Here is a 24201-nt window from a genome sequence, read left to right as displayed (position 1 = left end):
CCTCCGTCGATCACAAGTTCAAGACCGGTCACCCAGACAGACAGGTCAGATGCAAGGTATAGAACCCCGTTCGCGATATCGAGCGGCTGGCCCACCCGGCCAAGTGGGTTCGCCGCATTCATCTGGGCCATGGCCGCATCCGCATCGCCGGTCAGCGCGGCGAAATCATCGAGCATCCTTGTGTGAACTCCGCCCGGATGAACCGAATTACAGCGTATACCGTCGCCTGCGGCGTGCAGTGCCACCGATTTGGTCAAAGCGCGCACAGCCGCTTTGGATGCCGAGTATGCAGCCAGCGGCGCTGCAGGGCGCAGGCCCTGGATTGAACTGAGGTTGACGATTGAACCGCCGTCGCCGGATTCGCGCATCAGCGGCAGTGCGGTCCGGCATCCGAGAAACACGCTCTCGACATTGATCGCTTGGACGCGCCGCCACAAATCGAGGTCGGTCTGCTCGATATTCGCCGCCGGACTGATGCCTGCGTTGTTGACCAGAACATCCAGACGTCCGTGCTCCTCGCGCAGCGCCTCGATCGTCTTTTCCCACTGGGCTTGGCTGGTCACATCAAGATCGCAATAGGAAGCATCTTTCATCTCGGCGGCGGCTTCCTTGCCAAGCTGAGGCTCGACATCAGTCAGGATCACCCGCGCACCGTGCTGCGCCAACCGGCTCGCGATTTCGCGCCCGATTCCCTGCGCAGCTCCGGTAACGAGCGCCACCTTGCCTTGAAGAGATAGATCGTCTGCCATCATGCTGGCTCCCTGTTTGCTGTCGCCCCTGCCTCGCGCGCCGCCTGTTCGCCCGCCACGCGGCCGAAGACGATCGCGTTGGCGATGGAATTGCCACCACCGATGTACCGGTCGCCCAGAACGCCGCCCGACACCTCGCCAGCGGAATACAGGCCGCTGATCGGCTGATCGGCGCTGTCGAGAACGTGCGTGTCCTCATCCACCCGCAGGCCCGTAGAAGTGAGGCAGACAATCGCCGGACGAATTTCCGCCGCATAGAAAGGTGGCTGCACAACCGGCTTCATCAAGCTGGCATCTTTGCGGAACTTGCTGTCCTCACCCTTCTCGCAATCCGAATTATACCGGTTGATCGTGGTTTCCAGCGTATCGCTTTCGATCCCCATCAGATCGGCCAGTTCGGACAGCGTATCAGCCTTCACAACCTTGCCCTTCGCGATCTGTTCGTCGATTTTGTCGGTCACCCAGTTGAGCGTGATAATGCCTGCCTTGTGCGCATCTGCATAGCGTGGTTCGGGCTCAGCAGTGGCACGCGCTGTTTCGTCGAATACCGCAAAGACCGAACCGCCAAGTTGATCCTTCACCACTCCAGACATCACCGCATATTCGGTGGTTTCATCGATGAACCGGCGGCCTTCCCGGTTAACGTAAACCAGCCAGCCGGGGACAAAAACTTCGAGATCGCGGTAGAAGCCGGGTGTCGTCAGCAGCAGACCGCGATTATGGCCGGCGATATCAGCACCAGCTTCTTGCCCCATCAGCAAGCCGTCGCCGGTGCAGGTTTTTGCGGTTATCGCCCAAGTCCAGTCTCCGTGCTGCGCAGCTTCGGGATAGTGGCGGTTCAGCAGCAACTTATTGTGGCCAAAACCGCCTGTGGCGATGATCACGTTTCGTGCACTCACGATTTCGCCGTCCAGCACCACACCTCGCACGGCACCGTTTTCGTTAGTATGCAATGCAGTCACCCGGCAGGCGCGCGACACGTCGATTTCGCGGCGGCTGACCTCGCGGTCGAGAACCTCCGTGATGGCAGCGCCATTGCCAGCCGCCTTGTGACCGCGCGCGACGCTTTCCACGCCCGAGGCATAAAGTTCGGCTGGGTCGAATTTCACGCCCAGCTGGATAAGCCATTCGATCGCAGGCCCGGATAGTTCGCACAGGCGACGAACTATCCCTGGCTCAACCTTGTGCTGGTTGAGTGTCATGTAATATTCGAACATCGCATCGACACTATCATCTTCAATGCCGGCCGCGCGCTGGACACTGGTCGGCGCACCATAGACAACGCCACCCGAAAGTGCCGTCGATCCGCCCAGCTGCTCGGCGGCTTCCAGCAGAGCCACGCGCGCACCTGAGTCATGTGCCGAGATGGCGGCCGCCATTCCGGCACCTCCGCCACCGATCACAATGACATCGTAATCAAAGGTCATGTCGTCTTCCATCTCCGCTCTCACCGTTCCGAGAATTCGATCTCAAATTCATTGAGGCCACGCAGGATCATGCTCGGCGTATGCGAGAGCGTTTCCGGGTCAGCCAAGCGGATGTCCTTCAGCCGGTTCGCCAATTCGCGGACCGCGATCGCGATCTCGCGACGCGCCAATTGGGCACCGATGCAGTGGTGGATGCCCGCCCCGAAGGCGAGATGGGAAGATGCATTCTTGCGGTCGACGTTGAATTCCGCCGGGCATTCGTACTTGTTCTCGTCCCGATTGGCCGAACCGTAACGCAGGTTCACGAGGCTGCCCTTGGGAATCGCGGTCCCACCAACCTCGACATCCTCGGTCGTCATCCGGAATAACCCTTGGACCGGAGATTCATAACGGAGGATTTCTTCTGCAAAATTGTTACATTTGTCCGGCTGGCTGGCGAGTAGCTCGACCAATTCGGGATCTTGGGCGAGCTGAACAACTGAGGCTCCGATCGCGCTCGTGGTGGTCTCGTTGCCAGCTACGAGCAGCTGATTCAGGACAGACAGCAGTTCGGGCGTATCGAGCAGCGTCCCGTCTACTTCCTTTGTCACCAAATCGGAAATGATGTCGTCGCGGGGATTTTTCCGGCGATCGTCGAAGACCTTGACGAAATAGTGCTGCATCTCGACCGCGAGCTTGGCGCATTCGATCTTGCGTTCATCGGAAATCAGCATACCGAGCGGGGCGACTGCAGCGTCAGACCATTCCTTGAACTTGTCGCGGTCGCTGCGCGGTACGCCGAGCTGGTCAGCGATCACATACATTGGAACGGGAATGGCGAAGTCGTTCATCACCTTAAGGCGCCCATCGGCAATAAATTCGTCAATCAGCTCGCTGACGACCTCGACCATGTAATCTTCCATCTGGCGCACACGACCGGCCGTAAAGGTGCGGTCAACCAGCTTGCGATAGCGCGTGTGCGAGGGCGGATCGTTGCTAACCAGCGTATCGGGGAGGTCGCCGAACCCTTCCTCTTCATAAATCCGCATTACCTCACTGGGGACGGCACCAGGCCGGAAGCCCATCTTGCTAGAGAAAACCTTCGGGTTCCGAATTGCTGCCAGACAGTCGTCGTAACGACTGATTATCCAGAAACCGGTTGCCTCCACGAAGTAAGCTGGTGCCTCGTCTCGCAACTTCTCGTATAAGGGGTAAGGGCATTCCATCACTTGAGGGTCTGCGAAATTCAACTCAACTGAATCCGCGCTTTGGCTATCTGAAGTCATTTCAATCCTCTTTCCATCAGTTCAATTCCAATCATTTTTGGCGCTAGTCGTCGAACGGTCTCACACTTGGCAGCCCGCCCCGTTTCCTTCAGCGATAGCGCGCAGGAGAAAGCGCGGGCTGCTCGCATCCCCCACAAATATTATGTCGGAATTTGATTTTCGCAGGTCCGTGAAGGGTTCGACGGCCGCGCGGTTATGGCTGACTATGACGGCCCATTCCGCCGGAACGCGGTATTCGCCGCCGCCGTGCAGGTCGTGCAACACCGCCTCCGATCCATCGAAGGCATCGACATGCGAACGCACATGCAACCGGAACTTGCCGCGGTTTAAGCGTTGCAACGCAGGCTCGGGCTGAAGGGCAGAATCCAGCAAATGGGCAAAAGCCTTGTGGCGGGTAACAAAAGTCACTGCGGCCCCTTTTTCGATCAGTGCCTCGGCTACTGCGATCCCTTCGTAATGGCCGACATCGTCTATCACGATCGCATGTGTCGGGCTGGTATTGCGCCGTCCGGTGAAAAACTCGATCGATGACATTGCATCAGAGTGGTCGATCCCCTTCATGGGGCGGGCGGGAATGCCCATCTGAATCCCGTCCATCCGCGGATAAGATCCGGTGGCAATGATCACACGATCGGCGCCAAACCCGGCGATATCATCCGCGTCGACATAGGTGCTGAGCCTTACATCGACGCCCAGGCGATAGATTTCCGATTCCTGCCAAAGCGTATAATCCGCAATCGCCTGATGCCGGGGCGCAAGCGCTGCAATCCTGATCTGTCCGCCCAATTCGGGCGCAGCTTCGGCAAGGATAACGTTGTGCCCGCGCAACCGCGCGACCCTCGCAGCCTCCATTCCGGCCGGGCCACCGCCAACCACTAGTACCATCCGCTTCCCGTCCGGCTGCGGCAGCTTGTCGTCGTTCACTTCGCCCTCGCGCCCGATATAGGGATTGACCGTACAGCCCATTCGCCGTTCCGGCCCGAGAAGCATTCCCACGCAGCCTTGGTTGCAAGCAATGCAGGGCCTGATTTCGGCCTCTCTGCCCTCACGCGTTTTGCGCACGATCGCTGCATCGGCGATGTGCGCGCGGGTCATGCCGACAAGATCGGCCGTTCCCTCTGAAATGACTTGGCTGACTTCCTCCAGCGTGCGAAAACGGCCCGTTACAATGCGGGGAACCTTGACCGCCGAAGTCACCGGAGCGCTGGTAGGCAATTCGTAGCCCGCAGGTTCGAACATCCCTCCGATCATCTTCGGAAAAGCGAAATAGCCGCCCATTGACACGTCGAGAAAGTCGATGAGATCCCGCTCCTCGAGATAGCTTGCCGCCTTCGCGGTCTCCTCGGGTGTCATTCCGCCTTCAACAATTTCGGGACTGAGCCGGACGCCCACCGGATAATCGGCACCGACCCGTTCGCGGATGGCAGACAGTACCTCGACGGTGAAGCGCATCCGGTTTTCGAAGCTGCCGCCGTACTCGTCATCACGGTGGTTGAGCATCGCTGACATAAATTGCTGCGGCAGATAGCCGTGCGAAGCATGCAGCTCGACACCGTCAATACCCCCCTTCTTGCAACGCTCGGCCGCAGCGGCGAAAGCCGCGACCAATTCCTCAATCTGCGCTTTGTTCATGCCGATTGGTACTACGCCGAGAACTGGGCTCGGCAAATCGCAAGAGGACCACGGCGGGCCACCATCCAGCGGGAGGCTATTGTGCCCGGCATGCCACAATTGCTGGAAGACCCGCATGCCATGGGGGCGTACTGCCTCCATCAACCGCACATAACCATCGATAATTGAATCGTCAAAATTGCAGATTGATGAAGGACAAGTCGGGTGAACTCCGGCGATTTCAAGAATCGTGAGTCCCACGCCGCCCCGGGCACGCTCGACATGATAATCTATTAGGGTTGGCGAGAACCCGCCGTCCCCGAAGTGGGTTCCGTGAGCGGTACGAACTACCCTGTTGGGTATTTCTACGCTTCCTATCGAGATCGGCTCCAGCGCTTTCATTTTCGCAATTATCCTCCGCTATCCTGTTATTCTCTCTACTCTTGGCATTTCGTTGTAAAACAGTATGTTATTTCGTTAAGAATCCGATTTAACCTGTGCCTTTGCGAATAATCCTAATATTCTAAAACCGCCCTCTTGAGCTCCGGAATAGTGTTCGACGTCAGCCCAAATCGAGAAAAGCAGCGCCAGTGATCGCAATGATTTGTCCCACACAACGGCCACTTACGTCTGCTCCTCAGCAAAAAAGGGTTGCCCGGCGGCGTGACGGCCCGCGACGAAACCGAAAACCATGCCTGGCGCAATTGTCCCGCCTGGGCCGCCATATGTCATGCCCATAGCCGACGCCATGACATTACCTGCGGCATAAAGGCCGGGGATGGTCGCGCCGTCAACATCGAGAACGCGGGCATTGCGATCAGTCTGCGGGCCGCCTTTGGTGCCAAGCGCGCCACTCTTGACCTCAACCGCGAAGAACGGTCCGGCGGTTAGAGGACCAAGCGTCGCTGCTGGGCTTTCCCGGTGTTCGGGGTCTCCCCACCAGATATCATGCGCTGCCTCGCCGCGCTGGAAATCGGTGTCGCGGCCCTCGGCGACCATGGCGTTCCAATGATTTACAGTGGCTTCCAGTGAGCCTTCAGGCAGGCCGAGCCGGTTCGCGAGACCCACAAGGCTGTCGGCGCGCATCACCCATTGCGGCGGGCCTTCTCCAGGCCTGCCGCCCATCATTCCAAAACCATATTTTTCAACGTAACCTTGGTCAAATATCAGCCAGCACGGCAGATTGGCATAATCGAAGGCGGAAACATCCTGTTCGTGAAACGCCGCGCCAAAAGCATTGTAATTGGCAGCTTCATTTACAAAACGTCGCCCCTTTTGATTGACCATGATCGAGCGAGGCAGCGCACGTGCGCCGCCCAATAAAACCACTCCAGTCGAAATCTCTTCGCGAGGAACTTCGTGCACCGGCATCCACCAAGCCTCACGCATATTGCCCAGCTTCGCCCCGATCCGCATTGCCATTTTCAGGCCATCGCCGGTATTGGTCGGTATCGAAACGGGATGGGTGAGCGGGCCGCGGATGAAGGCGCGCTTCATTTCTTCGTCCCATTCAAACCCGCCGGTGGCAAGAATTACCGCGTCGGCATTGACCGGGGATAGGTCCCCATCGCGTTCTATCTCGACCCCGCACACCGCGCCGTCCTTTTGAATAAGCCGCATCGCGCGGCAACCGGTCTGCGGCTCGATCCCGCGTTCGAGACAGGCCTTGAGCAACCGCCCGATCAGGGCCTGCCCGCTGCCACGTTCATCGCGCTGGCCGCGCCGATCAAGCTCATCGGCCGAGACCGGCTGCGGCACGGCCTGCCCGATGGTTGAATCGAAAATCGAATAGCGCGGGTCGGGATAATAGGGAGATTTCGTTACCCGTTTGCGCCATTCGCCGAGTTCGTCGAACGGATAGAGCGGACAATCGAGCGAGCGCCCGCCGCCCGGCATTCCACCTGGGTGTTCGGCATGATAATCGGGAAACTCGGGGATCGGCCGGAATACAACCGGACCATCGGCGTCCTCAAGGTATTCGACCATCGCCGGTCCGGCATCAAGGAACGCCTCGGCCATCGCCTGATCAATCAGCCCATGCGAGAGCGACATGAGATAGGTCAGCGCCTTTTCTCGGCTGTCATCGACTCCGAGTTGCCCCTCATGGCGGTTATTGGGGACCCAGATCATACCGCCCGACCACGCGGTAGTACCACCGACCTGGTCATGCTTTTCGAACACCGTCACTTCGGCGCCGCTGTCATGCGCGGCGAGCGCAGCGGTCAGTCCCGATCCGCCAGTGCCCAGTACGATTACCTTCCGGCCCATGTCATCGTTCTCCCTCGTAAGCGGCGTGGTTGGCCATTCGCGTCAGCATCTCGTTGACGGCCTGTACCTGACTTGCGGGCGGCCAGGCCGCCGGATCGAAAATAGCCTGCGTGACGATCCCGATCAGCGATGCCAGCACAGCGCTGGCAATAGCCGGGTGTTGCTTTTCGGCAAGATGCGCAAAACGCGGATCAGCAGCGAGGCACTCGGCAATCCGACCGACGAATTCACGTACGCGCAGCCGCTGTTCTGCGGCAAATTCGGGATCGGCAATTGCGAGACCCCAGAACGAAAACCACACTCGCCAGTTGCGTTCAGACTTGGGGTCTATTGGCAGCAAGGGGTGGAGAAGTGCGGCAAGATCCGCTACGTTTTCCAGCTGCGAGGCAGCGCTGCGCGCCTGCGAACTAAAGGCCGCGTGGCGATAGGTCAGCAGCATAAGCGCACGCTTGTCGGCAAAATAGTGGGTCACCGCCTTGGTGCTGAACCCCGCCGCCGTGGCGACAGCGCGCACCGTAGCGGCATCGGCCCCGCCCGTCGCCACCAGATCGGCAGCGATCTCAGCCAGCGCAATCTTGCGCGCGTCGTGATCTATCGCTGCGGGCAAGGTTCAGCCAGCAGCGCGGCAAGTTCAGCATCGTCGGCTTTCAGCAGATCATCAAGCCACCTGTGGAAATGCTGCAAGCCCCCTTCATTTTGGCCAAACCGGACATGCTCAAGCAGCCCAGTTGCCAAAGCTTTTTGCTGTAACGCCGAGGTCGGTAAATCTTCATCGCCCACGACACGTGCAAGGAAGGTGCACAGCTCCTCCATCGCTGCCCGGGTCACTTCGTCAGGCGGCGTTTCGGCAAGAAAAGTTTGGGTCGTAGTGGAGGTTCCGACATCCGGCCCTGGCAATACAATCGAGAGCAGCACTCCGCGCTGGCCGTTCAAGTAAAACGTGTTGATCGAAGCGCCGGGAAAAAGGATCCATTCGCCGACCAGCAACGGATCAAACGGCTCGTCGGCCGCCGGCAGGCGTCCCAGAGCATAGAGATCATCCTTGGCTGTATCGCCGGGGCGACCGCGCGGGGCGACAACCCGCTGGTGCGGACCTTGGCTGAAATAGAAGGCGCGGTTGCTGCGCTCCGGACCGAATGTCTCCCGGTGCAACACCGGGACATGGTAGAATTCCAGATGCGCATCAAATGTCAGCTTCCAGTTGGGTCCATGCATCGTGCGGCTTTCGATATGATTCCACCCGGCAAACCCAAAGCCGGCGACGAGCTCGTCAATCCCGCCAAGCATATCAGCCGGATCGTGCGAGCTGTCGGGATCGAGAATTACCCAGATCAACCCGGCGCGTTCGGTCACCGGAAACCGCTTCATAGCCAGCGCCGTCTTGTCCACCGCACCGAAATCAGTCGAACTGGCAATACCCACCAAGTCGCCGTCCTGCGCAAAGGTCCAGCCATGATAGGGACACGTGAAACGCGCCGCAGAACCGCAGCCTGATGCTACCGCCGCACCCCGATGGGTGCAGGCGTTAAGCAGGGCATGCACCGTGCCCTCACGGTTGCGCACCAGCAGAACGGGGATGCCCGCCACCTCCACGGTCTTGAAGTCGCCAGGCTTCCGCAATTCGCATGACGCGGCCAGCACAAGCGGCACCCGGCTGAAAATCTGCTGCTTTTCCTGCGCGAATCGTTCGGGGCAGGTGTATTGTCTGGCATCAAGGGTCATCACCTCGCGCGCTAGCGGAAATGTCTCCTCGACCGTATGACGCAGCAATTCGGTAGCGTGCTGTTCAAGCACCGCTCTGGCCCTCGGAGCCAAGGGCGGATTAAGGGCAGTGTCCTGCTGATGTTCCTGAACACTGTTAATGGTGACGTTCTCCCGACAGGTGATCGAGTAGGAGAATATAATGAAGCGTCGACATATGCAACATATGTTGCATACCCTTTTTTGATAGGGGCGTGCCTGCCCCGAATAAGGACTGCCGGAATCGGCCAGGTGAATTCGCTTGGACTACAGCCATTGCTGCGCGACCGACTGGCTGCGCTTAAGGCCGAAGTAGCGGCGATGAAATGTAACGGAATACGCATCCTTTCAGACAAGCTGAAGGGTGATGAGGCGATCCTCAAGCAATGCCCGGACCGATAGCCACCAGTTTGGGATTATCGGGCGCACTCGTATCGCCACAAATTGCAGCAGGAAACCGGGCCGTTTTGGACTGGGAGAGCGGAAATATTATCCATGGAGGCGCGGTTGCTGCGGCGCTGATGGCTGCATGCCAAGGCCGTGTTGCAGGTGGTGAAAGTTCGATCGGCCAACAGCTAGAGTCGATCGACATTCGTTATATGGGTCCAGCCATTGGTTCGCGCGATCTAATCGCGAACAGCTGTTTTGAACGCAAGGCCGCGAGCTTTGTCCGCGCCACCTGTTTCCATAGATCAGAGAAACCGCTAGCCACAGCCATAGCAACTTTTGGGCGTTAGCGCATAATTAATGGTCCCCCGGCAGGTATCAATGGTATATTTCACCGTCCGATAATTATGAAATTAATTGGCCTGGACAGTAAAAAAAGGGCAAGTGGCCCCCACCACTTGCCCATACTGATCCAACAGGAGAGAGGGATCAGAACCAGTTAAATTTCGGGATCTGATGGGTTCAATACCCTTAGATTTCCAACCATTTTTTCCAGCGCGGTTCGTATGATGGCTATGTTTGCGCTGGATATGCCTTTGAACATTTTCCTATAAACGGCGTCAGCTTCTTTCCGAAGTTCCGGAATAATGTCGATCGCCTTTGGACGCAGGAATATCCGCCAAACACGCCGGTCATCTTCTGCCGCCCGACGTTCGACAAAATCCAGTTTTTCGAGATGATCAATCGTCAATCCGATCGTAGCCCGTTCCAGCTCAAGACACTGTGCCAGCTCTGTTTGCGTCATTCCCTCGGTCTTGATCAGATAGGCCAATGTTCTCCATTGTGTGCGGGACAAGCCGAACTGGGCAATTGATTCATCAAATGCTTTGCGCAGGACTCGCGGCACTTCCTCCAGCAAAAACGCAAACTCATCGGTCTCATTAAGGAACCCGTCTTGCGCGTTGGCCCTCATTGTAGCTGTTTCGGTTGTCATGATAGTGACCATATCGTAAATTTAATATAATATAAAGCCCTTTACTGTCTGTCCCTATACAGTCTATAAAATCGGTATGGATCATGAAGAGGGCACCTTTACGGGCCACAACGGCTTGAAGATTAAGGCAAGCACGACTGGGCCAAAAACCGGCTTTCCGGTAATGCTTGCGCATGGCGGCGGGCAAACCCGTCATGCCTGGGCAAAGGTGCTGGATGAACTCGCCAATGCTGGCTACCGCGCGACGGCCATTGACATGCGTGGTCATGGGGACAGTGAATGGGCATCAGATGGCGCCTACGATATGCGCGATTTTGCGCGTGATCTGATCGCTATTTCCAATCAACTCGATAACCCCCCAGCGTTGGTCGGAGCATCACTGGGCGGAATAGCGGGTATGATTGCAGCCGGGGAATTGGCCCCCGCAAGCTTTAAGTCACTCACCTTGGTTGATATCGCGCCAAAGATGGAAGCTGCCGGAGTGTCAAGGGTGGTCGGGTTCATGCAGGCGCATATGACTGATGGATTTTCCTCCCCTGAAGAAGCTGCAGAAGTTATCGCCGAATATATGCCACAACGAAAGAAACGCACCGGCACAGGCAAGCTTGATCGATATTTGCGCAAGCGGGAGGACGGGCGATATTATTGGCATTGGGACCCCAATTTTATTTACCATGTGACGCATGCTCGTGACGACGCTACCGAGGCAAAAGACAATGGCTTCGACAGATTGAGTGCGGCGGCCGCGAAGTTGACATTGCCGGTTCATCTCATACGCGGAGGTTCCAGCGACATGGTCTCTGAAGAGGCCGTAGCTCATTTCCAAACGCTGGTTCCTAGCGCGCATTTCACAGACATTGCAGATGCCGGCCATATGGTCGCCGGTGACCGCAACGATGCATTTTGTTCGGCGATCCTGTCTTTCTTGAATGCGACCCACAAGCGCGGTGCTGCAGCATGAAACACAATCTGGAAAATCTAGCTGACGCGATACAGATTGCGCCCTTCCATCGCTGGTTAGGTCTAAAAATTGTTCGCCAGGACAGCGATTGTTTGGAACTGGAAATGCCGTGGCGGGACGAACTTGTATCTAATCCCGTGATTGGAGCCGTGCACGGCGGCATATTGGCGTCTTTGATCGATTTGACCGGGCTTTATGCGATTATTGCTGCAGGGGGTATTGCCAAGGCGACCGTGGATCTGAGGGTAGATTATCATCGGGCAGCCACCAACGGCCCGCTTCGTGCAATTGGGCAGGTCGTGAAGCTCGGAAAGACCATAAGTACCGCAGACACGCGCATTTTCGTCGATGATAATCGCTTGGTGGCTAGTGGACGTGGGACCTATTTGAGCACGTAAATGTTGGTCAGAAAAATCATAATCATCTTGGCTTTGGTCATGCTGGGCTTGGTTTCGGGCTGCGCGAACGATGATACCGAGAATGCCAATGATGATGACATTCATATAAGCGCCGCACTCGAAGTAGAAATTTTAACAGCAAAATCTCAACCTTTAGCCGAACCCGTAGAGGTTTTTGGCACGATTGCGGCCAAACAAAGCAGCGCCATTGGCGCTCTCGTCGAAGGACCGCTCGAGACCATGTTTGTGACGGTCGGTGACCGGGTGAAGAAGGGCCAAGCGCTGTTCCAGATCAGGCAAGCAGATTATAAAAGACGGGTTGCGGAAGCATCAGCGGCGCTACGCCTGACGGAAGCGCAGGCGACACAAGCCCAGCGCCAATATGACCGCGTAATTGCGCTTGCCCCGCGAGGCTTTGTATCGAAAGCGCAAGTCGAAAGGGTTGAAACAGACTTGATCGTTGCGAAAGCGCAGGCATCTCAATCGCAATCGGTACTGGCCACTGCTAAACAAGCGCTGCGCGACACGATTGCCCGCGCGCCATATAACGGCGTCGTCACTGCCAGATTGGTCGATGAGGGGACCTATCTCAACAATCGCTTTTCGATGGGTGAACAATCTGCAGCCTTGCAACTACAGGAATTAGAAATAGTGGCAGCAATCGTCAGTGCTCCGCAGGCCCGGGTGGATGATTTCAAGCTCAACCAGAAGGCAAAGGTTTATATTGATGGCTTTGATGAGCCTTTCGACAGCTTTGTGTTCATCATCAATGACCGGGTTGACCCGGAATCCCGAACAGTCGAATTGCGATTGCCGATAAGAAACCCGAACTATCGAATCAGTAGCGGACTTGGTGTGCGGGCGCTAATCGAGACGCCGCCAGAATCTGCAATCATTCTTCCAAGATCGGCTGTTAAAGGTGATAGCGCGGCGCCATATATATTCCTGTTTGACAAAGGCATCGCTCGCCGAAGAAATGTAAAGGTCGAAAGCATAGATTTCGAACGGGTAAAGGTCACACAAGGCGTCCGGACCGGCGAAAAAATCATCCAAAACCCGCCATCCACTTTGCGCGATGGGCAAAAAGTAGAGCGTAAGCAAAGAAAGCCTGCACGGTAAGCTGATGTGGATTTCTGATGTCTCGATCCGGCGTCCCGTTTTTGCGACGATGGTGATTGCTTCGCTAGTGGTTCTGGGCCTGTTGAGCTTTGGGAGACTAGGTGTTGATCTGTTCCCCAAAATCGAATTTCCTTATGTGTCGATAACAACCATTTCGCCCGGTGCGTCTCCAGATACGATTGAGACTGAAATAACCGACGTTATCGAGGAAGAGGTCAACAGCGTTTCGGGCATTCGGCAAATGCGCTCAGTCAGCGCCGAAGGCGTCAGTCAGGTGGTGTTGGAGTTTGAATTGTCGGAAGATGCCGACGTGAAGGCTCAGGATGTCAGGGACCGGGTGGCCAGCATATTAAGCAATTTGCCGGAAGAATCGGACGCGCCTATTGTGGAAAAGCTTGATCCGGATGCAGCGCCGATATTGTCGCTGCTGATAGCAGGAGATGCGCCGGTCCGAGAACTTACAGTTTTTGCAGATGAGGTCGTTAAAGAGAGGCTTCAGCGTATTCGCGGCGTAGGTTCTATCTCAATTGTAGGTGGGCGGGAAAGAGAAATGCGGGTCTGGCTTGATCCGGCAAAAATGCGGGCGAGCGCTGTTAGCACGGATAATGTCGTTGCCGCCTTGAGAAACGAAAATGCCGAGTTGCCGGGCGGCCGTCTTGAGATTGATGGTCGCAGCAAGCAATATGGAACCAGAACACTGGCGGAAGCCAATACAGCCTCGGAATTTGGTAATCTTGCGGTAGCTTATCGGCCCAACGGACAGGTCACACGGGTCCGCGATATCGGTCGCGTGGAAGACTCGGTCGAGGATGAAACCAGCTATGCCCAATTAAATGGTCGCCCCGGGGTTGTGCTTGAGGTTCGCAAGCAATCTGGAAGCAATACCGTTGCAATGACCAGAGCAATCAATGCGGAAATCGAGCAGATCAATGACCAGCTGCCGAGCGGGGTTGAAATTGTTGTCACCAGAGAAACAGCGCGTTTCATCGAATCGGCCATTGGTGATGTGCTGTTTGATCTGATGATCGCAGTGGTATTGGTTGTTTTTGTCACATTCTTTTTCCTGCTCAGCTGGCGGGCAACGTTTATTGTTATGCTGGCCATCCCGACTTCCGTTATTGCTACGTTCGCTGCCTTTGCTGCGTTCGATTTTACACTTAATTTCATGACATTATTGGCGTTGACGGTGGCGATTGGATTGCTTGTTGATGATGCTATCGTGGTTGTTGAAGCCGTGCAAAGCGACGTCGATGATGGCGTTGATCCAATGGAGGCGGCACCAAAAGCAACCAAGCGGGTCGCATTGGCGGTGCTTGCCGGGACATTTGCCACATTGGCAGTGTTTGTGCCGATTGCCTTCATGGAAGGGATCGTTGGCCGCTTCTTCTTTCAATATGGCTTGGCGATTGTATTTTCGGTCAGCGTCTCATTGCTGGTGGCGCTTACCCTGTCGCCGATGCTTGCATCGCGGTTCCTGAAATCGGAGAAAGAAAAAACAGGATGGCTGGGAAAAATTGAAGCCCTCCACGAGACCATGCGGAAGCGTTACGAAAAGCTTGTAGGTTGGTCGATCAGAAGACGATATCTCGTTTTTTTGGGAGCGATTATAAGTCTTTTTATCGGCGGTCTTTTCGCAGCAATGGTGCCCGCCACGTTCATGGCCCTCACGGACAGATCAGAGTTCCTTGCAAGTGTGGAACTTCCGTTGGGAACTGGTATTGAAACGGCTAAACAGGCGTCGCTGAGGGCCGACGAGGCCTTGCGCAATATTGAAGATGTAGAATATGTTTTCGTAACCGTCGGGGCAGGAACAAATCAAAAAACCAATTCGCTGGACTTTTATATTGATCTCACACCCAAGCAGGGTCGATCAATCCAACAGGGTGCCATCATGGACCAGGCGCGTGGAATTCTTGCAAAGGCGCTACCAGAGGCCAAGGATATTTCCGCCGTGGAAGTCCCATGGGTGTCCGGTGCTGGCGTGGGATCGGCTCAGATAGAGCTTATAATTTCCGGTTCTGACCTAACGACGATCAACGAATATGCAAATATCATCGCGGAAGAAATGCGTGCTAATCCAGAACTGGTGGATGTCGCCTCTACCTACGAAGGCGGCAGGCCGGAATTGCAGATCAGGTTAGACCGCAATCGGGCCGCAGATTTAGGGGTGACGGCACGGGACGTCGCAGCAGCATCGCGAACTTTAATTGGCGGGAGTGATGCGGGAACATTTGAAGCCGACGGCAGACGCTATGACGTTAGAGTGCGAGTGGATGAAGATAAACGGCAAACTTTGAATGACATTGCCCGGCTTCCGGTTCGATCAGGAAGTGGAAGTTTAGTCGATCTGGCGGCAGTTGCAGATATTGAAGTTGCCGACAGCCCGGCTCAGATTGATCGCGTGGACCGAGCTAGGCAAATCACAGTCAAGGCAAACACGCCGCCCGGCGTAGCATTGAGCGTCGCTGTCGCTCAGTTTGAAAAAATCCTGATCAAGAATCCCCCACCTGAAGGAATGTCGACCAAAATGGAGGGTATGGCGCGGAGACTGGCAGACACAACTTCTGCCATATTGCTGGCCTTCGCGCTTGCTTTTGTGGCCCTATACATTGTCCTCGCCAGCCAATTTAACAGCTTCGGACAACCTGTCCTGATCATGGTTACGGCTCCACTTTCTTTTTCCGGAGCGTTTATTGCACTTTGGCTTTCCAATCAGGAATTGAGCATGTTCGCCCAAATCGGAATGATTGCTCTGATGGGGATCGTGATGAAAAACGGGATTCTTCTTGTGGATCTTGCAAATGAATATCGGAAAGGCGGTATGAGCGCAGGCGATGCAATGCAAAAGGCGGCACCCGAGCGGCTCCGGCCGGTGTTAATGACGGCGCTGGCTGCAATTTTCGGTATGATGCCGGTTGCTTTTGCTCAGTCCGATGGAGCCGAATGGCGCAATGCGATGGGCTTTATTATTATGGGCGGCTTGACTACCTCGACCTTTTTGACTCTGTTGGTCGTGCCTGCTGCTTATGTCTTGCCCGATGACTATGCGCGCCTAAAAATTCGCGTTCGCGCCAAGCTATCGGGACAATTCTGGAGAGCGCGCCGCGCTTAGTCGAATTGTCTCATCACGTTATCAACGCAACCTTTGCAGATGCCGCTGCAACTCAGGTGATCCATATCCCGATTAACGCTCCTCAATCGATCAATCTAAACCAATCAAACCCCTGCCGAACGATTCGAGGAGTGTTTTGCAGTCACATATAGAAACTACCGGTCTTTAGCTGCTTTTGCAGTGGCGTAATCTTCATAGTCCGCTTCCTCAGTTTCATATTCAACACTCCATCTTCAATTAAAAAATTAAAGTGTTGAGACGATTAGTTGAAATCACGGCCCAGTTTCCGCCCATAGCTCTAACTTATTGAATGGCAGGTTTTGGCGTTTTGGCAGACGAGATCTATGTCGGGAATGTCGCACACTGGGGCGTAAGCTGACGTTGCTGAAACGCGAGCAGCAACGTCAGCTTTTTCGCCTAGAATACCCGAAGCCGACAGTCGTCTATCGGCCCAATTGCAGCCAAAGACGGTCGTCCGGGGGTTAATAGCTTTGTACAGAGACGAGTGTTGCGTTGCAAATATGTGGGAGGTCTTGACTGTAACAGCGCAGAGGCTTGGGACTTTTCTCCAAAATATGGAGGTTGGACTTGAGTTATAGCCAAATCAGGCATGCCGAAGTGGAACAAATATGGCACAGCCGCATGTCTGGGCCACCGCAATTTGGCAAAGGCAGTCAACATTTATATGGATTCACCTCTCATTGCGTAGTTGGTCATATTCGGGCCGTAGGCATTCATGCAATACTTGGCAGTTCTGGTCCTATCGATGACTTTGTCACAATGACAGCCAGAACGGTGGACGGCATTGTCACCACAGGATATGGAACGCATCTCGACCGAGATGGCGACGGAAAGGCGTGCAAATGACGCAGCCATGCCTCTGTGACCTGCGATGATGTTTGACAGAGGGGTGATATGAAGATGCCGATTGCCAAATACACCCTGATTGGCATCTTGTTTTGCGCTTCGGCCGCACAGGCTCAAGTCGAGAATGTGCGGTTTGGCAATCTTCATTCTCACAGTTCCTATTCCGACGGTCTTGGCGAACCTGCCGAAGCATATGAAATGGCCTGCGATGCGGGCCTCGATTTCTTCGCGGTCACTGAGCATAATCATGCAGCAGGCGACGGCAAAGGCGAGCGCAGAGACGGTTTGATGATCGCAACTGAGCCTCAGCTATATAAAGGTACATTCTCATCGCTGGTCGAGAGCGCCGACCGGCTCAACAAACCGGGCGAGTGCGTAACACTATATGGTCAGGAATTCTCCACAATATCGAGCGGCAATCATGCCAATGTTTTTGATGTAGACAAAGTCATTGATGCGCCGAATGGAGATTTTGCTAGTTTGCTTGAATGGCTGCAGGCGAACCCGGATAGCGGCGGCAATATGGCGCTAATGCAGTTCAACCACCCCGCTGGCGGCCAGAAGGCACGCATGGATTATGGCCGTGATGATTTTGGGAGAGAAGAACAAATGTGGGTGCAATCGATGGCGCCCCATGTATCGCTTATCGAAATTCTCAATGCCCCTGCCTTGCAAGACGGAACTCATCAGCGCACACACAGCCGCCAGGGCCAATATTTCCGCTATCTCAATCTGGGCTTTCATCTGGCGCCTAGCGTTGGCCAGGATAATCATTATCGCAATTGGGGGTATTCAACCGATGCTCGGGTTGCCGTTATCACCTCTGACTTTACCCGCGCCGGGATAATTAATGCCTTACGCACACGTCATGCCTATGCCAGTGAAGACAAGAACCTGCGCGTCATATTCAAATCAGGCGATGCCCTGCAAGGCGACATCACCAATCCGCCGCCTCTGGGCGCAGAACTTAATCTCACCGTGCAGATTGTCGATGATGACGAACCTGACGCTGGGTACCGCATTGACGTGTTCAAGGACGTTGCTGGCGGCAAACCTGCATCATCGCCGGTAGAAAGCTATGAGGTTATTGGCGACCAGGTCTCGCCCCTGGAGCTCGAAGGCATAAGGTTTGAGGCGCTCGGGGAATATGTCCTGCTTCGCATAACCCAATATGGGCGCGAGGATGACGAACACGCAGAAGACGATCGGTTATGGACAGCGCCAATCTGGTTTGAGCCCTCATCCTTTCACCACCATCTTGATAATTTGCCTGACCTTCGCATCGTTTCAATGATACCAGACCCGCTAGGCGATGATTTCTCCAACGAACAGATTACCTTTCGCAATATCGGGAACGTACCGATTGATCTTGCTGGTTGGCGCGTTCGCGATCTCGCGGGTAATGTCTGGGAACTGGATGTTTTGGAAAGTATCGCACCGGATGAGGTCGAGGTGCTGATACGCAATGGCGCGCCCATGTCTCTAAACAATGGCGGCGACAAGATTGAACTGGTTGCGCCGGAAGGAACCGTCGTTCAATCCGTGACCTATGACAAGGTTTCACAAGATGAAGTGGTAATGGCCGATGGCATCACCCCCTAAACCAGCGACAAAGCCCAAAACGGCACCTGCTAAAGCCAAGCCCGCGCAAAAAGCATCCACGCCGCGAAATCTGGTGATTTTACTGGATGGCACGGGCAACGAGCTGGGGCGCAATCTTTCCAACGTTTTGAAGCTATACCGGATCGCGCAGAAAAACGATCGGCAGCTGGTCTATTACAGCCCCGGCGTTGGCACGATTAGCCGGATCAGCCCCTGGCAACGGTTTCGCCAGAAACTGGTCGGTGTTCTGGGGCTGGCATTTGGCTTCGGGCTCGATGAAAATATACTCGGCGCTTACCGCTTCCTCGTCCAGAATTATCAAAAGGGCGATCGCATCTATCTGTTCGGTTTTAGCCGCGGCGCCTGGACCGCAAGGGTTCTGGCCGGGTTCATCCATTTGATCGGACTTCTGGAGCCGGAGCAGATCAATATGAGTGACAGCGCTCTTGGCACCTATAAAAAGGCGGCGAAAGACAATCAGCTCGATCTGGCCTGGCACTTTGCCCGCGTGATTGGAGCACGGCGAGTTCCAATCGAGTTTATCGGTGTCTGGGACACGGTCGCCTCGGTACTTGTACCGCGTCCTGACCGCTTCTGGATACCGAGCCTGGAAAAATTGCCATACACGCATCAGAACCCCTCGGTAGCGCGCTTTCGCCATGCGCTGGCCGTTGATGAGCGTCGGCGCATGTTCCGCGTTGCCAAATGGAATGAACCACAGAAATTTGAACCCAACCCCTTTAACAAGAGCATGACAAAGGCTCAGGACATCAAGCAAATGTGGTTTGCAGGCGTCCACTCCGATGTCGGAGGAGGCTATCCGGAAATTGACAGCGCTCTTTCCAAATATCCGCTCATCTGGATGGCTGAAGAGGCCAAAAAAGCAGGGCTCAGGATCAGCACGCAGATGCTCAATCATCTGGCTTACGGAAAACCGCGCAAAGGCAGCAAGCATCAGTATGAACCGCCTTCACCAAAAGCCAAGATTCACAGGTCACTTACGATCGGCTGGTGGGTGCTTGAGATCATCCCGAAGCATGTCAAGCACCGGGAATGGAAGCGCTGGTCGCTTCTCTGGCATTATTTCCCTTGGGCTGAACCCCGGTTCATCGGGGAAGCAGACATCCATCCATCGGTTGATGAACGAAAGAAGGCTTTGGCGGACTATCGGCCGGTTAACGTGCCATGACGGCGGAGCCGATTAGTGCTTTCCTACACAAGGCCGGATTTGTAATCGAACTGCATGCACCCTCCCGATCTTGACGAACTGATAATCGGACTGCTTGTGTTCCTTCTGGCTCTGCCAATGGCATATTGGTTCATGAGGGCTCTGTTTGCTTTGATACTGGGTTTGTAACGGATATGAACGGCGATATGATGCTTGCAAATCTCCGTTGAGCAGTTGTGAAATACTGAGCTGGGTATTCTAAACCGGTACCTTCCCTCCAATTTTTCCTACTATTACTTTTGCAAGCGCCATCCACAGACGGATACGGGTGTTCGTTCATTGTTTTTTTGCCTGCCGCGTCTTTACCTCTATCATTCAATGAAGGTGAGAGTACCGGGCAGCATCGATCTGGCTAAGGCGTAATCTCCGATGTGACAAATCCTAAGCTCGATGCAAAAACGTTGAGTCCGGTGATACTCGAAAAACTGCCCTTCAGATGTCGATCTAGTTACGAAACTACAACCGTCTATCGCTAGAAGTCCACATTGCGCCCTCATCCCTGACATCAGCGATGTTATTCGAAGTGGCTGAAAGCAGACGTCACTCGGATAGCAAATGAACCGCAGTGTTGTTGGACACTCCGGATCGTCTCCTTTTCAGAAGTGCTGCTTGGGAAAGCGGACGTCCTCAATGGCGAACCGGCGTCTCGGTTTCGCGCCGCCGCTGCTCAGGTTAAGTCACCAGCAGCTCGGTGCCTAGGTTGACCTTTGTGATTCGACGGCGGCGCGCCCGGCTTGAGATCCTCAGTGTCGCAGATCAAGGCCTTTTGCCGAGTAGAGCGAGTCGGTTTGTATTTGGCAAAGGCGCTTGTTTTGATAGTGCTTTTAATTCAATAACATATCGCGGCGTCATTTTGCTGCTCAACAATAGGGTGGAGATGATGCGGGTAGCTCGAATCGTGATTCACAACTTTCGCACCTTCGCGTCGCTTGACGTGAATGTCGCTGATGATCTGTGCTGCATCATTGGCGAGAACAACACAGGCAAGACCGCGATCCTGCGCGCGATCCAGATCTGTCTCGACAATATGTTGCCGTCGAGTTTCCGGTCACTGCTGCGCGAGGATATCCACTCCGCTATAGATATTGCCGAGCCAAGCCAGGTTCTGATCGGCATTGAGTTGACTGGGTTCGAGGGCAGGGTTAACGAAGAGGCGCTGGTTAGCACTTGGAAGACCGCCGCGGATCGCGCGCGCATATTCTACCGTTTCCGGCCGCGTCCGGCCATTCGGGAGCAGCTTGCGAGTGGCGACATCGCACCTGGGACGCTGACTCTTGAGGACTATCAGTACGAAATCCGCGGTGGCGGTGATCCTGCGATCGACCTCACCGACATTGCCTGGGATGACGAGGGGATCGGCGAGTCCGTACGCTTCGCCGACCTGCAATCTTACCTTCTTGTTCATCTGCCCGCACTCCGCGATGTCGAGAACGACCTGCGCAATCCCCGCCAGTCACCACTTATCCGCCTGATCGAGGCATTCGAGATCGATGCGGCCGAGCAGGATGCCCTGATTGCTATCCTCGACCAGGCCAATCAGGCAATCGCGGAATCGGCGACTATCGCCGAGATAGCAGGGGCAATCGACGCGCGGTTCAAGGATGTCTCTGGTCCCGCCTTCGAGATGGACGCCACACTCGGCCTATCCGCCGCGACCTTCCGCGCGATTATCCGCAACCTGAAAATCATTCTGTCGGACCTGTCACTCACCTCATTCGAACCCAGCCGCAACGGTCTTGGCATGAACAACATTCTCTATATCGCGATCCTTATGGAATATCTCCAGCGGCGGATCGCCCTCTCCCGCTCGGCCGGCCAGTTGATCCTGATCGAGGAGCCCGAAGCGCATCTCCATCCCCAGCTGCAATTTTCGCTGATCGCGGCGCTGCGCGCGACCGGCGTGCAGACTATCCTGACCAGTCACAGCACCCAGGTGACCTCACAAGTTCCGCTGAGCAGCATTGTATCGCTAACCAAGCGCGAGGACGCGACCATTGCTGCGGGCAATCTCGCGCTCAATGCGGCGCTGACCGTGCCAGAGATTGCCGATCTCGAACGCTATCTCGACGCAACCAAGAGCGCATTGCTCTACGCCCGCAAGGTCATGCTGGTTGAAGGGCCAGCCGAGATGTTCCTCATCCCGGCACTGATCGAGCAGGTGTACGGCGTGAAGCTCGAGCGGCTCGGCATCTCGGTTATCGCGATTCATGGCGTCCATTTCGACGTCTATGCCAAGCTGTTCCGCGCCGGCTCGCTCGAGAAGAAATGCGCCATTGTGGCCGATGCTGACATGAAGCCGTCCGACGCAGAGGACTTCGATCCGGAAACCGACGCCTCTGATCTGGTAGCACTGGAAAGCGACTTTGTGTCCACATTCGCGGGTGCCACCACTTTCGAACGCGAACTGGTATCGGTCGGGCGCCTGCCGATGCTGATCGAGACCGTTCGTGCTCTCGGCGCGACACAGATCCTTGAGCAGATGGAGAATGGGCTCGCAACTCTCACGCTCGGAGGACTGGGCCTCGCCGAAGAGACGGCGCTGCGCGTCGAGCTTGGCCGTATCACGCTCAATACCGCCAAGCGTTTTGGCAAAGCGCGCTTCGCGCAGATAGCAGCGCGCTACGCTAATCTCGCGACTGATCTGCCGCCTTATATCGAGCAGGCCTATGAGTGGCTCACCGAATGATCCGGCTGACCCCCGAACAGCGCGAGGCGGTCGAACATGACGGCAATCTGCTGCTGACGGCTTGCCCAGGCAGCGGCAAGACGCGGGTCATTCTCGCCAAGCTGCTAACGCTGGCCGATCAGGTCGTCGGCACGCCCCAGTTCATCGGCTGCATCACCTATACCAATGCCGCGGTCGACGAGATCGAGGCCCGGTTGCGCACCTACGGCAACAACGCGATCGCGGACCGCTGTGAAATCTCCACGATCCATGCTTTCTGCCTGCAATTCATCCTGCGACCCTATAGCTGGCTGATTCCCGAAGTGCCGGCGTCGTTTCAGGTGCTCTCCCGCGAGAAAAGCCTGTTCGAGCAGATCGTGACGGCGGTCGAGGACGCCTTCGGTCGCATGCCCGCCGGGCAGGTGTTCGAGGACTATGAATCGCTTCGCATCGACATGAACGGCGAACCCTGTGGCCCAGGTATCGAGACCGGCATCGTCACCAACGAATCCGCCGCGTTCTATTGGGAGCGGGTCCGCGCCCACGGACACCTCGATTTCGCGATGATCCTCCACTACTCTTGGAAGATTCTCGAACAGCACCCGTTCGTCGGACGCGGCATCGCGAGCCGCTTTGCCTGGCTGCTCATCGACGAATTCCAGGACACCACAGACATCCAGATTGCCATCTTCGGCGCGCTCCGGCATTTCCTCCACACGCGATTCTTTCTCGTCGGTGACCAGAACCAGTCGATCATGCGCTTCGCCGGCGCTCGCTCCGAACTCGCCGAGCAGTTCGGCGATCAGATCGACGCGCACCGCGACACGGCCTTGACCGGCAACTTCCGATGCGGGCCAGCGATAGTCAGCACTGCATCAACACTCATCCCGACCGTGCCGGTGATGCAGTCGGCGGGCGATGCAGCCCAGCTCGCGGCGCAAGTGAACTACGTCCATGTCGGCCGGCCGATCGACGCCATCACCGACCATTTCCTGCCCGCCCTGCAGGATGCCGGCATCCCGCTCGGCAAGGCCGCGATCCTTGCACCATGGTGGACGCATCTAATCCCCGTCGCCCGCGCCCTCCGCGAATTCGACGTCCCAGTCTTCGGTCCGGGTGCACGCCCCTACAAGCGTCGACGTCTGCTTGCCGGACTTGCCGAGCAACTTGGAGCCTGCGCTGAGGCCGGCAATTTCCTCGGACTCCCGGGTGTCGAGCGAGCACTGTTTCGGCTCATCGGTGATCTCACCGGGGACTCGCGCTACGACATGTTCAGCTATCAGGGGCGTCGCGTCGCGCTCGGCCTGATCTATCTATCTCGCGAACTTGCCGACCAGCATCCCGGCGGCGTCGCTTGGCTGCGTGCCATCGCCCGCGAGGCAGGTGACTATCTCGAACGTGAGGAATGGTTGCCGGGCAGCGCCAAACAGCCGCTGATCGATTCGGCCGAGGATATGTTGTCCGACATGCAGGCCAGCAAGGTCGATCTCGCGAATCTGCTAATCTCCGATATGGGCCTATTCGCTAATCCCGAGCAAGCGCTCAAACTGATCACGCTTCACAATTCCAAGGGGCGCGAATTCGATGGCGTCGCCCTGATCTGCATGAACAATGGCAGTATCCCGCATTTCTCGACATCGACGCAAGAGGCCTATGACGAGGCACGGCGGCTGTTTTACGTCGGGCTGACCCGAGCCAAACGCGTCCTCGTCGTAGCGTCTGATCAGTCTCACTGGAAGAACACCCCTACCCCCTTCATAACGGAGGCTGGCCTTGGATGAGCGCCCGCATGTTGCTCTTCGTTCGAT

18 protein-coding genes are annotated in these 24201 nt (G+C 55.9%); 10 read left to right on the top strand and 8 right to left on the bottom strand.

From position 1 onward, the window contains the following. From VIN76_RS11525 to VIN76_RS11495, 7 genes are all read right to left on the bottom strand, one after another. Positions 1-752 (bottom strand): glucose 1-dehydrogenase (locus VIN76_RS11525; protein WP_332041993.1); only part of this gene is annotated, 752 nt, incomplete at its 3' end. Next, a complete protein-coding gene (locus tag VIN76_RS11520) occupies positions 749-2188 on the bottom strand; it encodes an FAD-dependent oxidoreductase (protein ID WP_332041992.1) in 1440 nt (479 codons plus the stop codon). The genes VIN76_RS11520 and VIN76_RS11525, both read right to left, overlap by 4 nt. Positions 2189-2196: 8 nt before the next feature. After that, on the bottom strand, positions 2197-3441 hold the full coding sequence (locus VIN76_RS11515; RefSeq protein WP_332041991.1) for a cytochrome P450: 1245 nt from the start codon (positions 3439-3441) through the stop codon (positions 2197-2199). 60 nt (positions 3442-3501) lie between these two features. Then, positions 3502-5454, bottom strand: coding sequence for an FAD-dependent oxidoreductase (locus tag VIN76_RS11510; protein WP_332041990.1), 1953 nt, complete (start codon positions 5452-5454; stop codon positions 3502-3504). Positions 5455-5676: 222 nt separating this feature from the next. After that, positions 5677-7320, bottom strand: a complete 1644-nt coding sequence (locus VIN76_RS11505) for an FAD-dependent oxidoreductase (RefSeq protein ID WP_332041989.1) — start codon at positions 7318-7320, stop codon at positions 5677-5679. Between the two features lies 1 nt (position 7321). Then, positions 7322-7927 (bottom strand): TetR family transcriptional regulator C-terminal domain-containing protein, encoded by a 606-nt coding sequence (locus tag VIN76_RS11500; RefSeq protein ID WP_332041988.1) that lies wholly within the window; start codon positions 7925-7927, stop codon positions 7322-7324. Then, the gene (locus tag VIN76_RS11495; RefSeq protein ID WP_332041987.1) at positions 7912-9114 is read right to left on the bottom strand and encodes an aromatic ring-hydroxylating dioxygenase subunit alpha; all 1203 of its coding nucleotides are present in this window, start codon (positions 9112-9114) and stop codon (positions 7912-7914) included. Before VIN76_RS11495 ends, VIN76_RS11500 begins: the two co-directional genes overlap by 16 nt. A gap of 198 nt (positions 9115-9312) precedes the next feature. On the opposite strand from VIN76_RS11495, the gene VIN76_RS11490 reads away from it, so the two are divergent. Both VIN76_RS11490 and VIN76_RS11485 read left to right on the top strand, forming a co-directional pair. Then, positions 9313-9462, top strand: a complete 150-nt coding sequence (locus tag VIN76_RS11490; RefSeq protein WP_332041986.1) for a hypothetical protein — start codon at positions 9313-9315, stop codon at positions 9460-9462. After that, a complete protein-coding gene (locus VIN76_RS11485; RefSeq protein WP_332041985.1) occupies positions 9447-9797 on the top strand; it encodes a hypothetical protein in 351 nt (116 codons plus the stop codon). Before VIN76_RS11490 ends, VIN76_RS11485 begins: the two co-directional genes overlap by 16 nt. A 149-nt stretch (positions 9798-9946) precedes the next feature. On the opposite strand, the gene VIN76_RS11480 is transcribed toward VIN76_RS11485, so the two are convergent. Continuing rightward, positions 9947-10441: a MarR family transcriptional regulator gene (locus VIN76_RS11480; protein ID WP_332041984.1), complete on the bottom strand. Its 495-nt coding sequence runs from the start codon at positions 10439-10441 to the stop codon at positions 9947-9949. A 115-nt stretch (positions 10442-10556) separates the two neighbouring features. On the opposite strand from VIN76_RS11480, the gene VIN76_RS11475 reads away from it, so the two are divergent. The 8 genes from VIN76_RS11475 (at position 10557) to VIN76_RS11440 (ending at position 24174) form a co-directional block, all read left to right on the top strand. After that, positions 10557-11402, top strand: a complete 846-nt coding sequence (locus VIN76_RS11475; RefSeq protein WP_332041983.1) for an alpha/beta hydrolase — start codon at positions 10557-10559, stop codon at positions 11400-11402. Further along, positions 11399-11800 carry a hotdog fold thioesterase gene (locus VIN76_RS11470; RefSeq protein ID WP_332041982.1) on the top strand — a complete coding sequence of 134 codons (402 nt, stop codon included), beginning with the start codon at positions 11399-11401 and terminating at the stop codon, positions 11798-11800. Before VIN76_RS11475 ends, VIN76_RS11470 begins: the two co-directional genes overlap by 4 nt. Continuing rightward, on the top strand, positions 11801-12919 hold the full coding sequence (locus tag VIN76_RS11465; RefSeq protein WP_332041981.1) for an efflux RND transporter periplasmic adaptor subunit: 1119 nt from the start codon (positions 11801-11803) through the stop codon (positions 12917-12919). It abuts the gene before it with no gap. A gap of 4 nt (positions 12920-12923) precedes the next feature. Beyond that, complete coding sequence (locus VIN76_RS11460) at positions 12924-16031, top strand: efflux RND transporter permease subunit (protein ID WP_332041980.1); 3108 nt, start codon at positions 12924-12926, stop codon at positions 16029-16031. Positions 16032-16946: 915 nt separating this feature from the next. Beyond that, positions 16947-18500 carry a CehA/McbA family metallohydrolase gene (locus VIN76_RS11455; protein ID WP_332041979.1) on the top strand — a complete coding sequence of 518 codons (1554 nt, stop codon included), beginning with the start codon at positions 16947-16949 and terminating at the stop codon, positions 18498-18500. Continuing rightward, complete coding sequence (locus VIN76_RS11450) at positions 18484-19689, top strand: DUF2235 domain-containing protein (RefSeq protein ID WP_332041978.1); 1206 nt, start codon at positions 18484-18486, stop codon at positions 19687-19689. The genes VIN76_RS11455 and VIN76_RS11450 overlap by 17 nt, the downstream gene beginning before the upstream one ends. 916 nt (positions 19690-20605) lie before the next feature. Then, positions 20606-22414, top strand: a complete 1809-nt coding sequence (locus VIN76_RS11445) for an ATP-dependent nuclease (protein WP_332041977.1) — start codon at positions 20606-20608, stop codon at positions 22412-22414. Next, a complete protein-coding gene (locus VIN76_RS11440; protein WP_332041976.1) occupies positions 22411-24174 on the top strand; it encodes an ATP-dependent helicase in 1764 nt (587 codons plus the stop codon). Before VIN76_RS11445 ends, VIN76_RS11440 begins: the two co-directional genes overlap by 4 nt. Positions 24175-24201 lie beyond the last annotated feature (27 nt).

Origin of the sequence: Parasphingorhabdus sp. (genome assembly GCF_036568145.1) — a bacterium.
Taxonomy (GTDB): Bacteria; Pseudomonadota; Alphaproteobacteria; order Sphingomonadales; family Sphingomonadaceae; genus Parasphingorhabdus.
Note: the sequence above shows the minus strand (reverse complement) of the source record. Positions and strands in the feature narration are given on the sequence as shown.